The sequence below is a fragment of the Kitasatospora sp. NPDC004289 genome (genome assembly GCF_053602875.1).
Genome location: NZ_JBSGEL010000084.1, coordinates 13,270 through 30,655 on the forward strand (window position 1 = coordinate 13,270; position 17,386 = coordinate 30,655).

A 17,386-nucleotide genomic window follows, 5' to 3' on the forward strand; every position below is an offset into this window, starting at 1 on the left:
CAGGAGCTCCGTGACGTCCCGACTGCGCGCCGGCCTGGGGGGTCTGGGCGGTCTGCCGAGTGCCTTCTGGGTGCTCTGGGCGGGCACCCTGGTCAACCGGATCGGCACCATGGTCCAGCCCTTCTTCGCGCTCTACCTGACCACCAGCCGGGGCTTCTCGGTGGCCTCGGCCGGTGGTCTGCTGGCGCTGTTCGCGGTCGGCCAGGTGTTCTCCCAGCTGATCGCGGGCGCGCTGGCCGACCGGTTCGGCCGGCGTACCACCCTGCTCGGCGGAATGCTGGCCAGCGCGGCCCTGATGGTCGCGCTGGCCGGCAGTGAGAGCATCGGCGCCTTCGCGGTGGAGCTGTTCCTGCTGGGGGTGGCGATCGACGTCTACCGGCCCGCCTCCACCGCCCTGGTGGCCGACCTGATCCCGGGTCAGGACCGCACCAGGGCCTACAGCCTGCTGTTCTGGGCGGTGAACCTCGGCTACACCGCCGGCGTGCTGATCGGTGGCGTGCTGGTCAAGTTCGGCTTCCAGTGGCTGTTCTGGGTCGACGCGGCCAGCTGCGCCGCGTTCGGCCTGATGGTCTGGTTCGCGGTGAGCGAGACCGCGCCGGCCAGGGCCGCCGCGGCGGTGGCGGCGGCCGGGAAGCGGGCGGAGGGCCTGGGCACGGTGCTCCGGGACAAGGTGATGACCGCCTTCGTCCTCACCACCAGCGGCTACGCCTTCGTCTACATGCAGACCATGTCCACCCTGCCACTGGCGATGCGGGCGGAGGGCCTGTCGCCCGCCGCGTTCGGTGTCGCGATGGCGGTCAACGGCGTGGTGATCAGCGTGGTCCAGCCGCTCGCGGCGAGCCGGCTCAGCCGGGCCGACCTCAACAAGGTGCTGGTGGCCGGCATGGTCCTGGTCGGCGTCGGCTTCGGCCTCAACTCCCTGGCCTCCTCCCCGTTCGGCTTCTCCGCCACCACCGTGATCTGGTCCCTCGGCGAGATCGCCTTCACCGGCGCCAGTGCCGCCACCGCCGTCGCCCTGGCCCCGCCCCACCTGCGCGGTCGCTACAGCGGCGTCTACGGCTTCGCCTGGTCCCTCGGCGGCCTCCCCGCCCCCCTGGTCGGCGCCTGGCTGCTCGGCCACGGCTCCGCCACCCTCTGGCTCGCCTGCGCCGCCATCGGCCTCGGCGCCGCCCTCGCCCAGTACCTCCTCGGCCCGGCGGTCGCCCGCCGCACCACGGCCGTCGCCGCCGCCGAGGCCGCCGCCGGAACGGCGGAGTCCCAGGTCGCCGCCGGCCCGGCGCGGTCGGACGAGCGCTGACGCGGTGTCCGGCGTGCGTGGTCCGGGCCTTCCGCGGGTGCGGGCCGCGCGGTGGTGACCTGGGGTCAGACCTCGTCGGGGCCGGTGAAGTCGGGGGAGGCGAAGTCGGGCGAGGTGTAGCCGGGGCCGGTGAAGTCGGCCGGGCGCTGGGTGCGGCCGTCCGGGGTCGTGACGCCCTCGACGCCGGGGCTGGTGAAGCCGGGGCTGGAGTAGCCGGGGGAGCCGGGGCGCGGGCCCGGTCTCGGGACGGCGGCCGGCGCCGGCGCCGGATCGGTGTAGAGGTTGGCCACCAGCCAGGGCAGCAGGGCGCGTTGGTGCAGGGCGGTCAGCCAGGCCTGCCGGGCCCCGGCCAGCTCGGCGTCCTGGGCCGGGGCGGCGCCGTCCCGCAGGGCGGTGAGCAGCAGGCCGACGATGCCGACCACCAGCGCGGTGACGGCCACCGCCAGGGAGACCCAGCCGGCCGTCACCACCGCCCGGGCCAGCGCCAGCTCGGGCGAGGCGCCGCGCAGCGCGTAGCCGATCACCAGCAGCAGCAGCCCGGCGAGGCCGGCCAGGATCGGGGTGAGCACGGTGAGCACCGGGAAGAGCCCGGCGCCCTCCTCGCTGCGCAGCCGGTCGGTCAGGCCGAGCGGTGCGGGCGGCCCGGCCGCCCGCAGGGCGGTGTAGCGCCGGTACTCGTCGGCCGCCGGGGCGGCCACCGCGTCGGCCGACTGCGCGGCCTTGGTGCGGAGTTGGGCCGGGTTCAGGTGCGGCCCGGGGGCGGCGAAGGCGGCGCCCAGCGCGGGGTCGCGCAGGGCCTCGTCCAGGGCCCGGTCGAAGTCCGGCCGGTCCTCGGGGAGTAAGCGTGCGGTGTGCTGCGGGGCCTGGTCCACGGAGGAACCCCCGTTCCGTCGTCGCGCTGCGAGAGGTGCGGGTGTGCGAGATCGACTCGATGGTAGGGGCCGGAGGCGCCCGGAACACAGTCGCTTTCCGGTTTTCCGTACGTTCCGGTGCGCGCCCGGGACGTGAACGTGACCGTTCAGGACGCTTCCTGACGGCGGTTCAGTCCAGCGGCAGCCGGGCGACCAGCAGCCGGCCCTCCATGGTGACCCCGCCGTCCATCGCCACGGCCAGCTCGTCCGCGTAGATGTACGGCCCCGGCACGTGCGGCGGCACGCCGTCCTCGGCGTGCGTGGAGCCGGTCAGGTACGGGATCGGGCTGTGCCCGTGCACCACCCGGTGGCCGCCGTAGGCGCCGAGCAGCTCGTGCACCGCCTGCGCCCCGGCCGGGCCGCGGAAGGCGAAGCGCTTGGTGAAGCGGCGGAAGGCGTCCCACCACTCGTCGGCGCCCTCGTCGGCGAGCAGCCGGTGCACCGCCTCGTTGACGTCGTCCAGGCTGGCGCCGTACTCGAGGTAGGCGGTGGTGTCGGAGTGCAGCAGCAGGTGGCCGTCCTCCAGGGCGATGGCGGGCAGCCGGGAGAGCCAGCTGACGTGGTGCGACTCCAGCCGCTCCAGGTCGCTCTGCTGACCGCCGTTCAGCCGCCAGGCGGCCAGGAAGGAGGCCGTCCCGGCGGTGGACTGCACCGGCTCGTCGCCGTAGCGGGCGGCGCCCAGGAAGAGCAGTTCGTGATTGCCCATCAGGGCCCGGCAGTACCCGCCGGCCGCGGCCGCCTCGGCGGCCAGCTGCATCACCAGGTCGATCACGCCGATGCCGTCCGGGCCCCGGTCGGTGAAGTCCCCGAGGAACCAGAGCCGGGAGCGGCCGGCCGACCAGTGGCCCTCGGCGTCGATCAGGCCCTGCTGGTGCAGTGCGGCCAGCAGCTCGTCGAGGTAGCCGTGCACGTCGCCGACCACGTACAGCGGGCCGGGCGCCTCGCCGGGCTCCGGCTGCGGGTACGGGTAGTGGACCTCCTCCGGCGGCACCGGCTGGGCCAGCTCCATGGTCGGCGGGTCGTCGGACCCCGCCGCCTCGTGCCCGTACTCGTGGACGGGCTCCTGGACCGCCTCCGGGCCGTAGCCGGAAGCGGTCTGACTGACCGTCGGCCAGTGCTGCTCCAGGAACCGGGCACCGCCGTAGCCGCTGTACGTGGCGTCGTAGCCGTAGCCGCCGGGCGGCTCGGGAGGCTCGTAGTAGGAGCCGTACGGGAGCACGTCGAGGTCCTGCGGCTGGCGGGGGCCTGACTCGGGGAGCTCAGGCCCGGGGAGGCGGTCCTCGGGTGTCATTCGCCCATCATAGGAAGACCGCTCTCCCCTAGTCCCCACCTGGTGCCCACCAATCGTCCGTCGGCCGGGTCCGGTCCGTGGCCTGCGTTACATCTCCCCCGGTGGCCGGGGCGGGCTCACCGTGGTGCGCGGGCTCCGGCGTTGGGAGGAGGCGCGGACGATGAGCTCGGTCGGCATCAGGGTGCCGGGCGGTGGTCCGGCCGAGGCGGTCCGGTAGCGCGGCGGGAAGAGCCGGGTGCCCTTGACCGGATCGGAGGAGGCCCCGGGGGAGGAGTCGACCCCCTCGATGGCGTCGATCAGCAGGTTGACCACGGTGGTGCCGATCCGACGGGGCTTCAGGGAGAGCGTGGTGATGGGCGGCTCGGTGCCGGCGTACACGTCGCTCTCGCTGCAGCAGACCAGCAGCAGGTCCTCCGGCACCCGCAGCCCGTACCGGCGGGCGGCGGCCAGCAGGTCGGTGCCGTTGGGGTCGAAGAGGCCGTAGACCGCGTCCGGCCGGTCGGGCCGGGCCAGCAGCCGGTCGGCGGCCAGCGCCCCGGCGGCCGGGTCGTGGGCCGGGTAGGCCTCGTAGACCGGTTCCTGCCCGACCCGCTCGCACCAGCCGAGGTAGGCGTCGGTGGAGAGCCGGGTGTAGGTGTCGGTGGAGGTCCCGGTGAGCAGGCCGATCCGGCGGGCGCCGGCCTCGCTCAGGTGGTCCAGGATGCCGAGCACGGCGGCCTCGTGGTCGTTGTCGACCCAGGCGGTGACCGGGCAGTTGCCCGGTTTGCCGTCGCTCACCACCGGGACGCCGGACCGGTAGAGCTCGCTCACCAGCGGGTCCTGGTCGGGCGGGTCGATCACCACGGTGCCGTCCAGCGCGATGTTCCCCCAGACGTCGTGCCGGGAGGAGGCGGGCAGCACGACCAGCGCGTAGCCGCGGCTGAGCGCGGCACTGGTGGCGGCCCGCGCCATCTCGGCGAAGTAGGCGAACTCGGTGAAGGTGAACGGCTCTTCGCCGTAGGTGGTGACGGTCAGTCCGATCAGGCCGGAGCGTCCGGTGCGCAGGGTGCGGGCGGCGGCCGATGGGCGGTAGCCGAGGCGCTCGGCCACCTCGCGCACTCGGCTTCTGGTCTCGTCGGGAAGGCGGCCCTTACCGTTGAGGGCGTCCGAGACCGTGGTGATCGACACTCCGGCGGCTGCTGCCACATCCCGGATGCCGGCCCGCTCCAGTCGCCGCGAGGTGGTGGGTCGCCGACCGCTCTGGTTGGCTGCTGCTGTCATGGCGGACCGATCGTATGGCGCGTGACCGCGCTGTGTGACCGGTACCGACAGAGAGTCAGAAGAACCGTTTCTCCATGAACCTTCGGCCGTGCATCCCTTCGATACCGGTCGCAATCCAGGCCTCTTACCTCTGACATGTGCCATGGGAACCCGGCAGAATGGCTGATCGGTACCCGTACCCCGAACGAGCAACTCACCCGCACGGGTGAGTGCGACCACCATCGTCCGGGGCACCCGACCGGGGTGGGACGGGTACGCACCACGGGGCCTGGCGCGCGTACGGCGATCCCGGCCGCGTACGGCACCACGATTTCGACAAGGAGCGCACCGTGACCGGTACGGCAGCACAGGGCCCCCGCCTGAGGCCGACGCTGGACGGCATCCCGACGTACAAGCCCGGCAAGCCGGCCGGCGCCGACTCGTACAAGCTGTCCTCCAACGAGAACCCCTTCGAGCCGCTCCCCGGCGTGCTGGACGCCGCCGTGGCGGCCGCCGGCTCCTTCCACCGCTACCCCGACATGGCCGCCACCGAGCTGGTCGAGGAGCTCGCCGCCCGCTTCGGCGTGCCGGCCGAGCACGTGGCCGTCGGCACCGGCTCGGTCTCGGTCGCGCAGTCCCTGGTGCTCTCCACCGCGGGCCCGGGCGACGAGGTGCTGTTCGCCTGGCGCTCCTTCGAGGCCTACCCGATCATCACCCAGGTCGCCGGGGCCACCCCCGTGCCCGTCCCGCTGACCGCGGGCGAGGAGCACGACCTGGACGCCATGCTGGCCGCGATCACCGAGCGGACCCGCCTGGTCTTCGTCTGCAACCCGAACAACCCCACCGGCACCGTGATCCACCGGGCCGAGCTGGAGCGCTTCCTGGACGCCGTCCCGAGCGACGTCCTGGTCGTGGTCGACGAGGCCTACATCGAGTTCATCCGGGACGAGCGGGTGCCCAACGGCATCGACCTCTACCGCGACCGCCCGAACGTCTGCGTGCTGCGCACCTTCTCCAAGGCCTACGGCCTGGCCGGCCTGCGGGTCGGCTTCGCCGTCGCCCACGAGCCGGTGGCCACCGCGCTGCGCAAGACCGCCGTCCCGTTCGGCGTCTCGCAGCTGGCCCAGGACGCGGCCGTCGCCTCGCTCCGCGCCGAGGACGCCCTGCTGGTCCGGGTCGAGCACCTGGTCGCCGAGCGCGGCCGGGTGACCGCCGCCCTGGCCGCCCAGGGCTGGCAGCTGGCCGACACCCAGGCCAACTTCGTCTGGATCCGCCTCGGCGAGCGCACCCTCGACTTCGCCGCGGCCTGCGCCGCCGCCGGCGTCGTGGTCCGCCCCTTCCCGGGCGAGGGCGTCCGCGTCACCATCGGCGAGCCCGAGGGCAACGACATCTTCCTCGCCACCGCCGAGGCCTTCCGCAAGTCCCTCTGAGCGGTTGAACCCCGAAGGGCCCGCAGCTCGGTGGCTGCGGGCCCTTCGGGGTTGACCGGTCGTCAGCTGCCGGACAGCCCGGCGGCCGGGGAGCCGAGCCCGGCGGCCGACCAGCGCTGCGGGTTGGTCCCGTTGCAGTCGTACAGGGTCACCCGGGTGCCGTTGCCGATGTTCCCGTTCGGCAGGTCGAGGCAGCGCCCGGACTGCGGGTTGAGCAGCGCGCCGTTGGCCTGGGGCAGCCACTGCTGGTTGCCCGCGTCGGTGCCGCCGGGGTCCTTGCAGTCCCACAGCGCGGTCGGGGTGCCGTTGGCGGTGCCGTTGTCGTGCACGTCCAGGCACTTGCCCATGATCCGGAGGGTGCCGTCGCCCCGGAGCTCGAACTGCTGGGCCGTCGAGGTGTTGCAGTCCCAGATCTGGATCGCGGTGCCGTTGTCGGTGCCGGCGGCGTTGTCGTCCAGGCACTTGGCCTCGCTCACCCCGGAGACCAGGGAGGTCCTCGCCGCGGTGGGCACGGACGACCGGTCGAGCACCGAGAGGTTGCTGACCGCCCCGTCGAAGGTGGAGCTCGGCTTCGACTGGTACTTGTACCGGCCGACCACCAGCGGGCCGGTGGCGTTCCAGGCGTTCGCCCGGGCGTGGTGGCCGGTCCCGGCCAGCGTCCCGTTGACGTAGAGCGCGATCTGCCCGGTGGGCTGGTCGTAGGTCGCGGTCAGCTGCGTCCAGGTGCCGAGGCGGACGCCGGCCGCGGCGTTCATGGTGGTGGTCTGGTCGTAGGCCCAGTCGTCGTTGTCGCGCTGCGACATGGCGAACCGCCAGGTGCTGTCGCCGCCCTCGGCCCAGAGGATGAACCCGGAGGCGTGGGCGCCGTCCTGACTGAGCACCACCCCGCCGGTGGCGTCGGCCCGGGCCCAGGTGGAGACGGTGAAGCTGCGGCTGGTGTCGACCGCCGGGGCGGAGGTGGTGGCGACACCGGTCCGGCCGTCCAGGTCGAGCACCTTGGTGGCACGGCCCGCGACGGTGGCGTCGGCCCAGCCGGCGCCGGTGCCGCTCAGGGTGGCGTTGGTCCGGCCGCGCAGGTCCGCGGCGGTGCTGCCGGTGCCCTCGTCGAACTTCCAGTGCGAGCGGGAGATCCGGGCGTCGCCGACCGTGTTGGCGGCACCGAAGCCGGTGACCACCTTGTTGGCGGCGGTGCCGTTCAGGGTGACCAGCCGCTGCCGGCCGTCCAGTGCCCAGAGGTCGGCCACCGCGTCGGCGCTGGTGTCGCCCGAGGAGCTGAGCACCGGGTAGTCGGTGGCGTTGAGCTGCTGGGCGATGCGGGTCCGCTTGCCGTGGTCGGCGAGCGCGGCGACATCGGCGCCGTTGGCGTACTGGTACACCTCACCGTTGCCGTCGTTCCGAGCCCAGAGGTCCGGCAGGCCGTCGCCGGTGGCATCGCCCGGGGCGATCAGCGAGAGGCCGTCCCAGCCGCCGGAGCCGAGCACGATCGGGTCGCGCAGGGTGCCGGTGCCGCCGCTGCCCTGGAACAGGATCAGCTGGGTGCCGCCCTTGCCGTCGCCCTCCACGGTGATCAGGTCGTTGCGCGGGTCGCCGGCCTCCTTCTTGGCGTCGCCGACCGCGAGGATCTGCCTGACCCGGCTCCAGTCCGCCGCGTACTCGTCGCCGCAGGGGTTGCCGGTGGCCTGCACCAGGCAGTCCTGCGGGTCGGGGCGGCCGACCGGGAGCTGCTTGGCGGCGGCGAAGTACAGGTTGCCGTTGGCGGCCAGGCCGCCCTGGGTGAGCGAGTTCCGGTAGTAGTACAGGACGTTGTCGCGGTACGCGAACAGGTCGTCGTACCGGATGCCGTTGCCGCCCCGGTGGGTGACCTGGGTGCCGTTCCAGCCCTTGCCGCCCGGGCTGTTGGCCTTGTCGGAGGCGACCACGCCGGCGGCGGGGTCGGTGGCGGTCGGGTAGACCACCAGGTCGCCGCCAGGGGTCGGGGCCAGCAGGTCCACCCGCTCGTCGCCGGTGACGTCGCCGAGCACGGTCTTGGCCGCCGGGTTGTCCGGTGCGTAGAAGGTGTAGGTCTGCTGCTGCGAGCGGTTGCCCGCCCGGTCGACGGCCTGCACCCGGAGGGTGTTGGTGCCCCAGGTGGTGGGCGTCAGGTCGATCGCGGCACTGCCGTCGCCGGTGGCGTCCACCCGCTTGGCGCTGCCGACCGGGATGTTCCCGTTGAACGCGTACTCGTAGAACAGCACGCCGCTGGAGCTGTCGGCGGAGCGGACGGTGAAGGTGCCGGGCTGACCGACGTACTTGGCCGAGCCGGGCAGGGTGCCGGCCGGCGGGTACTCGGCCGAGGTCACCACCGGCACCGAGGGCGGGGTGGTGTCGAGGCTGAACGTGCAGCCGGAGGTCCAGTTGGAGGTGCGGTCGCCGTCGCCGCCCTGGGCCCTCCAGTAGTAGCGGTGCCCGTCCTGCAGGCCGGTGGTGACGGCCGAGGCCCAGTGCGTGCCGGTGCCGGCCGAGATCCAGCCGCTGTCCCAGGCCACCGGCTCGCCGGCGGTGGTGTCGTGCACGAGGAAGTGCACGTCGTTGTTCTGGTTGTCGGGGTCGCCGATCCAGGCCCCGAAGCGGATGCCGGACGCGGAGTTGGTGGCGCCGATCCAGCCGCAGCCGTTGCCGTTGGCGTTCTGCGGCGCGGGGTCGATCGCCAGGCTCCACGGCTCGTACGGCGCCCGGTTGTACTCGATGTACAGGAACGGCAGGTTGTTGCGGTCCCGGGTGAAGCGCTTGAACGAGTAGTTGCCGCTGGTCTTCGACTCGTCGGCGGAGAACAGCGCGAAGGTCAGGTTGCCGCGCCACTCGTTGTCGGCCAGGTGCTGGCGGACGTCCCACTCACCGCGGGTGGTGGTGCCCGGGCAGCCGTTGCCGCCGGAGCTGTTCAGCCAGGAGGTGCCGATCGCACCCCAGTCCCAGGGCTGGGAGTTCCAGGTGGTGCCGGAGCCGATCGGGTCGGTGGCGTGCAGCACCACGCCGCGGTTGTTGCTGCAGGTGTTGTCCGCCGCGTAGGACTGGGTGGCGTACAGCGACGCCTTCTTGATGCTCTTGTCCCGCAGGTCGCTGGTGTCCAGCTGGACGTAGTACCGCTCCAGGCCCTTGGCGGTCTGCCACTGCTGGTACCCCACGCCCGGGTCGTAACCGGCGGCGTAGGAGTCGTAGTTGACGGTGTTCGGGTAGCCCTCCTGGACCCAGGCCCAGTGCTGGGTGCCCCGGTTGGTGGGCTGCCAGGGCGGGTCGATGAAGACCGGGTAGGTGGTCTTCGGGTCGCTGAGGAAGGCGGGGTCGGGGGTGAGCGCGACGCTGTCCGCGCCGAGCTCGGTCTTCAGCCGGCTGACCTTGGCCTGGCCGCCGGGGCCGTCCTCGTCGGAGCCGGGCTTGGCGGCGGCCGGGGCCGGTGCGGTGGCCGGTGCGGCCGACAGCGGTGCCGACTTGAGCATCCGGGGGGCCGGGGCCGGGGCCGGGGCCGGGGCCGGGGTGGCGGCGGTGCTGGAGTCCCACATGACGGGGGAGGGCGCGTGGAAGACCACCCGGCCGGAGTCGTCGGTGGCCTTGAGGTTGCCGTGCTCGTCGGCGGTGACGCTCACGCCCCGGCTCTTCAGGCCCATGGTGAGCTTGGCGAGCTTCGGGTTGCGGGCCGCCTCGGCCGACTTGACCACCAGGACCTGGGAGATGCCGCCGGCCTGATCGGCGGTCAGCTTGAGGTCGGTACCGGGCGCGACGTCCCGGTAGGTGGCGGTGTCACCCTCCAGGGTCGGTGCGGGGAGCGCCTCCGGCCAGCTCAGCGTGATCGCCTTGCCGCCCTGCTCCAGGGTGGCGAGCGGTGCGGTGCCACCACCGGAGAGGGCCAGTGCGCCGGCGGTGGCCTTGGGCCGGAGCAGCCCGTCGGCCGACCGGGCCAGCGTCGCGTCCAGCTCGGCCCAGCGGTCGCCCTGCTTGGTGCGCAGCGGAGCGACGCTCCGGGAGAGGGCGAACGAGCCGTCAGGGTTGGCCACCACGGTGTCGGTCTCGGTGGTCAACGCCGGTACGGGGACCGGCTTTCCGGTGCGCTTGGCCTCGGCCTGCGCGGCGGACTCGGCACGCTCGCGCTCGCTGACCGGTCGGTCCGGCGCGGTGGTGCGGTCAGCCGCCCGCTGCGGGTCGGCCGCGAGCGCGGCGGGAGCCGCTCCCAGTAGGCCGACCGAGAGGGACAGGCTGACCAGACCCGTGAGCGCGGCGGACCGGTGACCCGGCCGCCTCCGAGGCATGGCCCCCATTGGAGTACTCCCAGTATTCATGGTGCGTAGACGATGGATCGCGACGCTAGCACTCGCGGGAATGAATCTGACGCACCGTCATGGAGGGGGTCGGGTGATGCAGATCATACGTGTACTGAGCGTTGTTGATCCACTCTCTCGGGTAATTCTCATCGTTTCTTTAGGTGAGGATGATATGTCGCCATAACGGTCCAAACTGGACAGTCTCCCGCCGTCGATGTGACGGTGCGTTGGACGCCCTGAGCCGGCGTCACGAATTGATGACCTTTATGACGGACCGTCATTCCGGGATTGATGATTGACCATCACTTTGCCGCAGGTAGGCTCCCGCCGAAATTGATCATTACTGAAATTGGGGGGCGTGCCGTGCCGGCCGTGCCTGAACTTCCCGTGCCCAGAAGGCGGTCAGCCGTCTTCCGGCGCACCAGCACCACCGCCGTGCTGGTGCTCTCCCTCCTGGCCGGAGTCGGTCCGGCCCAGGCCGCCGAGTGGAAGCCGAAGGATCCCCGGCGCTGGTCGCCGGGCAAGCTGACGGTGTCCCAGTCGGTGCCGGGCAAGGACGCCGACTCCGGCGCCGGCCCGGCCGCGACGGGTGACCGCGCGCCCAAGTGGCGGCCCACCGAGGTGAACTGGCCGGCCGCCACCGATGCCGAGGTGAACCTCGCGGCCACCGCCCCGGCCGTCCGCGGCTCGCTGTTCGCCGCCTCCGGCGCGTCTTCCTCCGGGCAGGCCGGGAACGCCCCGGTCTGGCTCGAGTCACCGGCCGCGGTGGTCGCCCCCGGCGCGCAGCGCCGTTCGGCCGGACCCAAGGCCGGCAAGGCCGAGGTCCGGCTCGCCGACCGGGCGAGCGCCGAGAAGCTCGGTGTCAACGGCCTGCTGCTGACGGTCGGACCGGGCGAGGGCACCGAGGCCGGTGCCCCGGTCAAGGTCTCGGTGGACGTCTCCCGGATCGCCGGCGCGTACGGCGGTGACTGGATCTCCCGGGCCCGGCTGGTGGCGCTGCCCGAGTGCGCGCTGACCACGCCCGACCGGGCCGAGTGCCGGACCCAGTCGCCGGTCGTGACCGCGGCCGACCCGGTCCGCCCCGGCCTGCTGAGCACCGAGCTCGCGATGCCGGCCGGCGGCCCGGCGACCGCTCCGGCCGGTTCCATGCGGCTGAGCGCGGCGTCCGGCGGCGGTGCCGTGGTGCTGGCGGCCACCGCCGCCCCCGGTGGTGGCGCGGGCAACTACGGCGTCAGCAGCCTGGCTCCGTCGGGCACTTGGAGCGCCGGTGGCAACACCGGTGGCTTCACCTGGTCCTACCCGATCGACGTGCCCGAGGGCCTCGGCGGCTCCAAGCCGAACGTCGGGCTCTCCTACAGCTCCCAGGCGGTCGACGGCCGCACCGCCGCGACCAACAACCAGGCCTCCTGGATCGGCGAGGGCTGGGACTACACCCCGGGCTTCGTCGAGCGCCGGTTCAAGCCCTGCGCCAAGGACGGCCAGACCGGCTCGGGCGAGCAGTGCATCTCCGGCTACAACGCCACCATCTCGCTGAACGGCCGCTCCTCCGTCCTGGTCAAGGACGACAGCACCGGCACCTGGCGGCTGGAGGGTGACGACGCGTCCAAGGTCGAGCTGCTGACCGGCGCCGACAACGGCGACAACAACGGCGAGCACTGGCGGGTCACCACCACCGACGGCACCCAGTACTGGTTCGGGGCCGGCCGCAAGCCGGGCACCCCCACCGCACCGGCCACCAACTCCGCCTGGACCACGCCGGTCTACGGCAACAACGCGGGTGAGGAGTGCAACAAGGCCGCCTTCGCGGACTCGTTCTGCAACCAGGCCTGGCGCTGGAACCTGGACTTCGTGGTCGACGCCAAGGGCGGCGTGATCACCCACTGGTACGACACCGAGACCAACAACTACCGGCGCGGTCTCTCGGCCGCCAACCCGACCGGCACGCTCACCTCGTACGTCCGCGGTGGCACCCTGAACCGGATCACCTACGGCTCCAAGCTGTCCGACCCGGACACCGTGAAGCCGACCGCCCAGGTGCTGTTCGGCACTGCCGAGCGCTGCCTGCCCGACGCCGGCTTCGACTGCGCCCCGGCCAAGCTGACCAAGGCCGACGCGGCCAGGTGGCCCGACGTCCCGTTCGACCAGAACTGCGCCGCCACCGGCACCTGCGAGAACTACTCCGCCACCTTCTGGTCCACCAAGCGGCTCACGAAGATCACCACCCAGGTGCTCAGCGGCGGCTCCTACCTGGACGTGGACTCGTACGACCTCACCCACGAGTTCCCGGACCCGCAGGACCGCACCGCCCCGGCGCTCTGGCTGGCCTCCATCACCCACAACGGCCACGACGGCGCCGCCAGGCTCAGCACCCCGCCGGTCACCTTCACCGGCCAGCTGAAGAACAACCGGGTCGACTCCAGCGGCGACAACCGCCCGCCGCTGAACCGCCGCCGGATCGTCGCGATCACCGCCGAGACCGGCCAGGTCACCGACGTCACGTACGCCGAGCCGGACTGCGCGCCGGGCGCCCTGCCCACCGCCCAGGACGGCAACACCAAGCGCTGCTACCCCGTCTACTGGAACCCGGACGAGAAGAGCCCGGTCGACCCGACGCTCGACTGGTTCCACAAGTACGTGGTCTCGGCGGTCACCGAGCGGGACCCGTTCGGCACCTCGCCCGACCAGCTGGTCCGGTACGAGTACGTCGGTGACGCCGCCTGGCACCGCGACGACGACGAGCTGACCGAGGACAAGCGCCGCACCTGGAACCAGTTCCGCGGCTACGAGCAGGTCATCACCCGGACCGGCGCGGCGCCCGACGTGGTCGGCAAGTCCGCCTCCTTCTACCTGCGCGGCATGGACGGCGACGTCAAGGCCGACGGCAGCAAGCGCTCGGTCACCTTCACCGACAGCACCGGAGCCACCGTCAAGGACGGCAACCCGCTGGCCGGTTCGGTCCGGGAGACCCAGGCCTTCGCCGGCGACGGCGGCGCGCTGACCGTCTCCTCGCAGTCCGACCCGTGGCTCTCCCCGGTCACCGCCAGCCACGGCCGGGGCGGCGGCCTGCCGCCGCTGACCGCGCAGATGCTGCGCGGCGGCTCGGCCCGGGACCGCGCGCTGCGCAGTGACGGCGGCTGGCAGACCACCTCCAAGACCGCGACCTTCGACCCCGTCTACGGCATGCCGGTCAGCGTGGTCGACAAGGCCGACGGCCTGTCCGACATCTGCACCACCACCACCTACGCCCGCAACACGGCGGCCTGGATGGTCGACCGGGTGGCCGAGACCGTCCAGATCCAGGGCGGCTGCACCACCCCGACCGAGGCCAACACCCTCGGCCGCAACCGCACCTTCTACGACGGCCAGGCGCACGGCGTGCTGACCGGCCCCGGCCTGGTCACCGGCACCGAGGAACTGGACCGCTTCGAGGGCGGCCAGCCCAAGTACTCGACCGCCTCCACGGTCGGCTACGACGCCTACGGACGGGTCGTCACCAGCACGGACCCGGCCGGTGCCACCACCACGACCGCCTACACCCCGGCCGGGCCCGCCCTGCCGGACACCGTGAAGGTCACCAACGCCAAGGGCTGGGCGACCACCTCGACCTTCCACCCGACCCGGGAGACCGCGGTCAAGACCGTCGATCACAATGGCCGGACCAGCGAGCAGACCCTGGACGCCCTCGGCCGGGTCACCGCGACCTGGCAGCCGGGGCGGGCCAAGGCCACCCAGAGCGCGAACACGGTGCTCGAGTACCAGCTCCGCAACACCGGCACCAGCTCGGTCACCACCAAGACCCTGCGGGCGGACCAGTCCTACCGGGTCGGGATCGAGATCCTGGACGCGTTCGGCCAGACCGTCCAGCAGCAGAGCGACACCGCGAACGGCTCGGCCGGACGCCTCGTCAGCGACACCTTCTACGACACCCTCGGGCGTCCGAAGAAGACCAACAAGGCGTACGGCAACACCGCTTCGGGCCCGACCACCACCCGGTTCGTCGCCGACGACAACATGGTGCCCGGCCAGAGCGCGGTGTTCTACGACGGCCAGGGCCGCCCGGTCGCCCAGACCTTCTCCTCGAAGGCGATCGAGCAGTGGCGCGGCACCACGTCCTACCCGGGCGTGGAACGCACCGACACCACCCCGCCCAAGGGGGACATCGCGACCAGCGTCATCACCGACGCCCGCGGCCGCTCGGTCGAGAGGCGCCAGTACAAGACCGGCGCCCCCAACGGCGAGTACGACGCCACCCGGTACGGCTACGACACCGAGGGCAAGCTGACCCAGGTCAACGACGCCGCGGGCAACGCCTGGACGTACGGCTACGACCTGCACGGCCGGCAGACCAGGGCGGAGGACCCGGACAAGGGCACCACCACCACGACGTACGACGCGGCCGACCGGCCGGTGGCCACCACGGACGCCCGAGGGGTCACCACCTACGTCAGCTACGACATCCTGGGCCGCCCGACCTCCCGCAACCTCGGCGCGGTGGACGGCACCAAGCTGGCCACGTACGACTACGACACCCTGCTCCCGGGCCTGCCCACCGCCAGCACCAGCTGGGTCAACGGCAAGGGCTTCCGGCAGGAGGTCACCGGTTACGACACGCTCTACAACCCGCTCGGCAGCAAGCTCACCGTCCCGGACGGCGAGGGCGCGCTGTCCGGCACCTACACGGCCAGCACCCAGTACGACGCGGTGACCGGCCTGCCCCGCCGGACCACCCTGCCCGCAGCAGGCGGCCTCCCCTCCGAGCGGCTCTCGGTCGGACGGAACGTCAACGGCCTTCCGGTGTCCATGGGTTCGGACAGCGTCGACTACGTCAACTTCACCGACTACGACGAGTTCGGCCGGGTCCAGCGGACCACCTTCGGTGACGTGCCCAAGCAGGTCGCCTTCACCTCCAGCTACGACCCGGCCACCGACCGGGTGCTCCAGACCCAACTGCAGAAGCAGGACGCGGCGAACCCGGTCGACATCACCGACTACACCTACACCGAGGCCGGCGACGTCACCTCGGTCAGCACCCAGCAGGGCGCCGTCCGTGACACCCAGTGCTTCACGTACGACCACCTGCGCCGACTGACCCAGGCCTGGACCGACACCGGCACCACCACCAGCAAGCCCGGCCCGTCCGTGCCCGGCATCGGCGGCTGCACCAACGCGGCGCCGCAGACCGGCAAGATCGGCGGACCGGCTCCGTACCGGCAGTCCTTCAGCTACGACGTGACGGGCAACCGCACCTCGTTCACCGACCACGACCCGGCCGGTGACCCGCTCAAGGACACCACCACCACCCTCAGCTACCCGGCGCCCGGCAAGCCGAAGCCGCACGCCCCGACCAGCACCACCACGAAGACCGGCAACGGACCCACCGTCACCACCGGCTTCACGTACGACCAGACCGGCAACACCCTCACCAAGCCCGACGCCGCCGGCAACACCCAGACGATGACCTGGACCCCGGACGGCAACCTGGAGAGCGCCAAGACCGGTGCGGGAACGTCCACCTACGTCTACGACACGGAGGGCAACCGCCTGCTGCGCCGCGACCCGGGCAGCACCACGCTCTACCTGGGCAGCACCGAGCTGACCCTGAACACCATCGGCAACACGGTCAGCGGCACCCGCTACTACAGCACCGCCGGCGGCCCGACCATCGTCCGCAGCTCGGACGGCCGGCTCGCCTACACCGCCGCCGACCACCACAACACCGGCACCACCTCGGTCGACGCCGCCACCCTCCAGGTGCAGCGCCGGGCCACCAAGCCGTTCGGCGAGGAGCGCGGCACCCAGCCGACGCCCGGCAGCTGGCTCGGCGAGAAGGGCTTCGTCGGCGGCACCCAGGACAAGGCCACCGGCCTCACCCACCTCGGCGCCCGCGAGTACGACCCCCGGCTCGGGACCTTCCTGTCGGTCGACCCGGTCATCGACCCGTCCGACCCGCAGCAGCTCCAGGGCTACCTGTACGCCAACAACAGCCCGCTCACCTTCACCGACCCCGACGGCCTGTTCTGGGGCAGCCTCAAGAAGGCCGTCAGCAAGGCCGTCAACACCGTCAAGGACAACTACAAGGCCATCTCCAACATCGGCCACACCGTCCTCGACGTGGCCGGCATGATCCCGGTGATCGGCGAGATCGCCGACGTCGCCAACGGCGTCTGGTACGCCGCCGAGGGCGACTGGAAGAACGCCGCGATGTCCTTCGCGGCCGTCGTCCCGGTGGTCGGCAGCGCCGTCACCGGAGCCCGGGTCGCGGCCAAGGCCGCCAAGTACGTCTCCAAGGCGACCAGCCGCACCAGCAAGGCGACTTCTGCCGCCCGCCGCGGCACCAGCTGGAGCGCGAAGGCCGGCCCGCCGCCGGGCAAGACCAAGGCGAGCGGCGCCAAGTCGGGCTCCTCGGGCGGCAAGTCCGGTGGCAGCAAGGCGAGTGGCAGCAAGGCGAGTGGCGGCAAGTCCGGTTCCAGCGGCAAGGGTTCGTCCGGTGCCGGCGGTCGCTCCGCCAACTCGGGCAGCCGCCAGGCCCCGGGGTGCAAGAACAACAGCTTCACCCCGGACACCGAGGTCCTGATGGCCGACGGCACCCGCAAGCCGATCGACCAGGTGACCAACGGCGACCAGGTGCTCGCGTCCGACCCGGCCACCGGCCGGATCGAGGCCAAGGACGTCACCGCCGTCATCACCGGTGAGGGCGACAAGAACCTGGTCGAGATCACCGTGCTCCCGGCCGGGGCCGCGGAACAGCCCGCAGCCGCTGCCCCCCAGGTCGTCACGGCGACCGACAAGCACCCCTTCTGGCTCCCCGAGCAGAAGACCTGGACCGAGGCCGAGCAGCTCCAGCCCGGCCAGTGGCTGGAGACCTCCTCCGGCACCAAGGTTCAGATCGGCAGCATCCGCCGCTTCACCCAGCAGCAGCGTGTTCA

7 protein-coding genes are annotated in these 17,386 nt (G+C 72.4%); 3 read left to right on the forward strand and 4 right to left on the reverse strand.

All coding sequences use genetic code 11. The features are described from left to right. Positions 1-10 precede the first annotated feature (10 nt). Positions 11-1,297, forward strand: a complete 1,287-nt coding sequence (locus tag ACWEPF_RS34825; RefSeq protein ID WP_452175735.1) for an MDR family MFS transporter — start codon at positions 11-13, stop codon at positions 1,295-1,297. 65 nt (positions 1,298-1,362) lie between these two features. On the opposite strand, the gene ACWEPF_RS34830 is transcribed toward ACWEPF_RS34825, so the two are convergent. From ACWEPF_RS34830 to ACWEPF_RS34840, 3 genes are all read right to left on the reverse strand, one after another. Beyond that, positions 1,363-2,169 carry a hypothetical protein gene (locus tag ACWEPF_RS34830; protein ID WP_452175736.1) on the reverse strand — a complete coding sequence of 269 codons (807 nt, stop codon included), beginning with the start codon at positions 2,167-2,169 and terminating at the stop codon, positions 1,363-1,365. A 169-nt stretch (positions 2,170-2,338) separates the two neighbouring features. Continuing rightward, positions 2,339-3,499, reverse strand: coding sequence for a metallophosphoesterase (locus ACWEPF_RS34835; RefSeq protein WP_449797559.1), 1,161 nt, complete (start codon positions 3,497-3,499; stop codon positions 2,339-2,341). 87 nt (positions 3,500-3,586) lie between these two features. Beyond that, positions 3,587-4,759 (reverse strand): LacI family DNA-binding transcriptional regulator, encoded by a 1,173-nt coding sequence (locus tag ACWEPF_RS34840; protein WP_345290577.1) that lies wholly within the window; start codon positions 4,757-4,759, stop codon positions 3,587-3,589. A gap of 329 nt (positions 4,760-5,088) precedes the next feature. Between ACWEPF_RS34840 and hisC the strand changes: the two genes are divergently transcribed. Then, on the forward strand, positions 5,089-6,168 hold the full coding sequence (hisC, locus tag ACWEPF_RS34845) for a histidinol-phosphate transaminase (protein WP_345290578.1): 1,080 nt from the start codon (positions 5,089-5,091) through the stop codon (positions 6,166-6,168). Between the two features lie 62 nt (positions 6,169-6,230). Here the strand turns inward: hisC and ACWEPF_RS34850 are convergent, their stop codons facing one another. Continuing rightward, entirely contained in the window at positions 6,231-10,448 is a 4,218-nt protein-coding gene (locus ACWEPF_RS34850; RefSeq protein ID WP_452175737.1) for a ricin-type beta-trefoil lectin domain protein, read from the reverse strand. A 384-nt stretch (positions 10,449-10,832) separates the two neighbouring features. Here ACWEPF_RS34850 and ACWEPF_RS34855 point away from each other — a divergent pair. Then, a partial coding sequence (locus ACWEPF_RS34855) for an RHS repeat-associated core domain-containing protein (RefSeq protein WP_452175738.1) occupies positions 10,833-17,386 on the forward strand: 6,554 nt, incomplete at its 3' end.

Coding starts and splice junctions, on each gene's coding strand:
- ACWEPF_RS34835 (WP_449797559.1), bottom strand. CDS start 3,499: ATGACACCCGAGGACCGCCTCCCCGGGCCTGAGCTCCCCGAGTCAGGC.
- ACWEPF_RS34850 (WP_452175737.1), bottom strand. CDS start 10,448: ATGCCTCGGAGGCGGCCGGGTCACCGGTCCGCCGCGCTCACGGGTCTG.
- ACWEPF_RS34840 (WP_345290577.1), bottom strand. CDS start 4,759: ATGACAGCAGCAGCCAACCAGAGCGGTCGGCGACCCACCACCTCGCGG.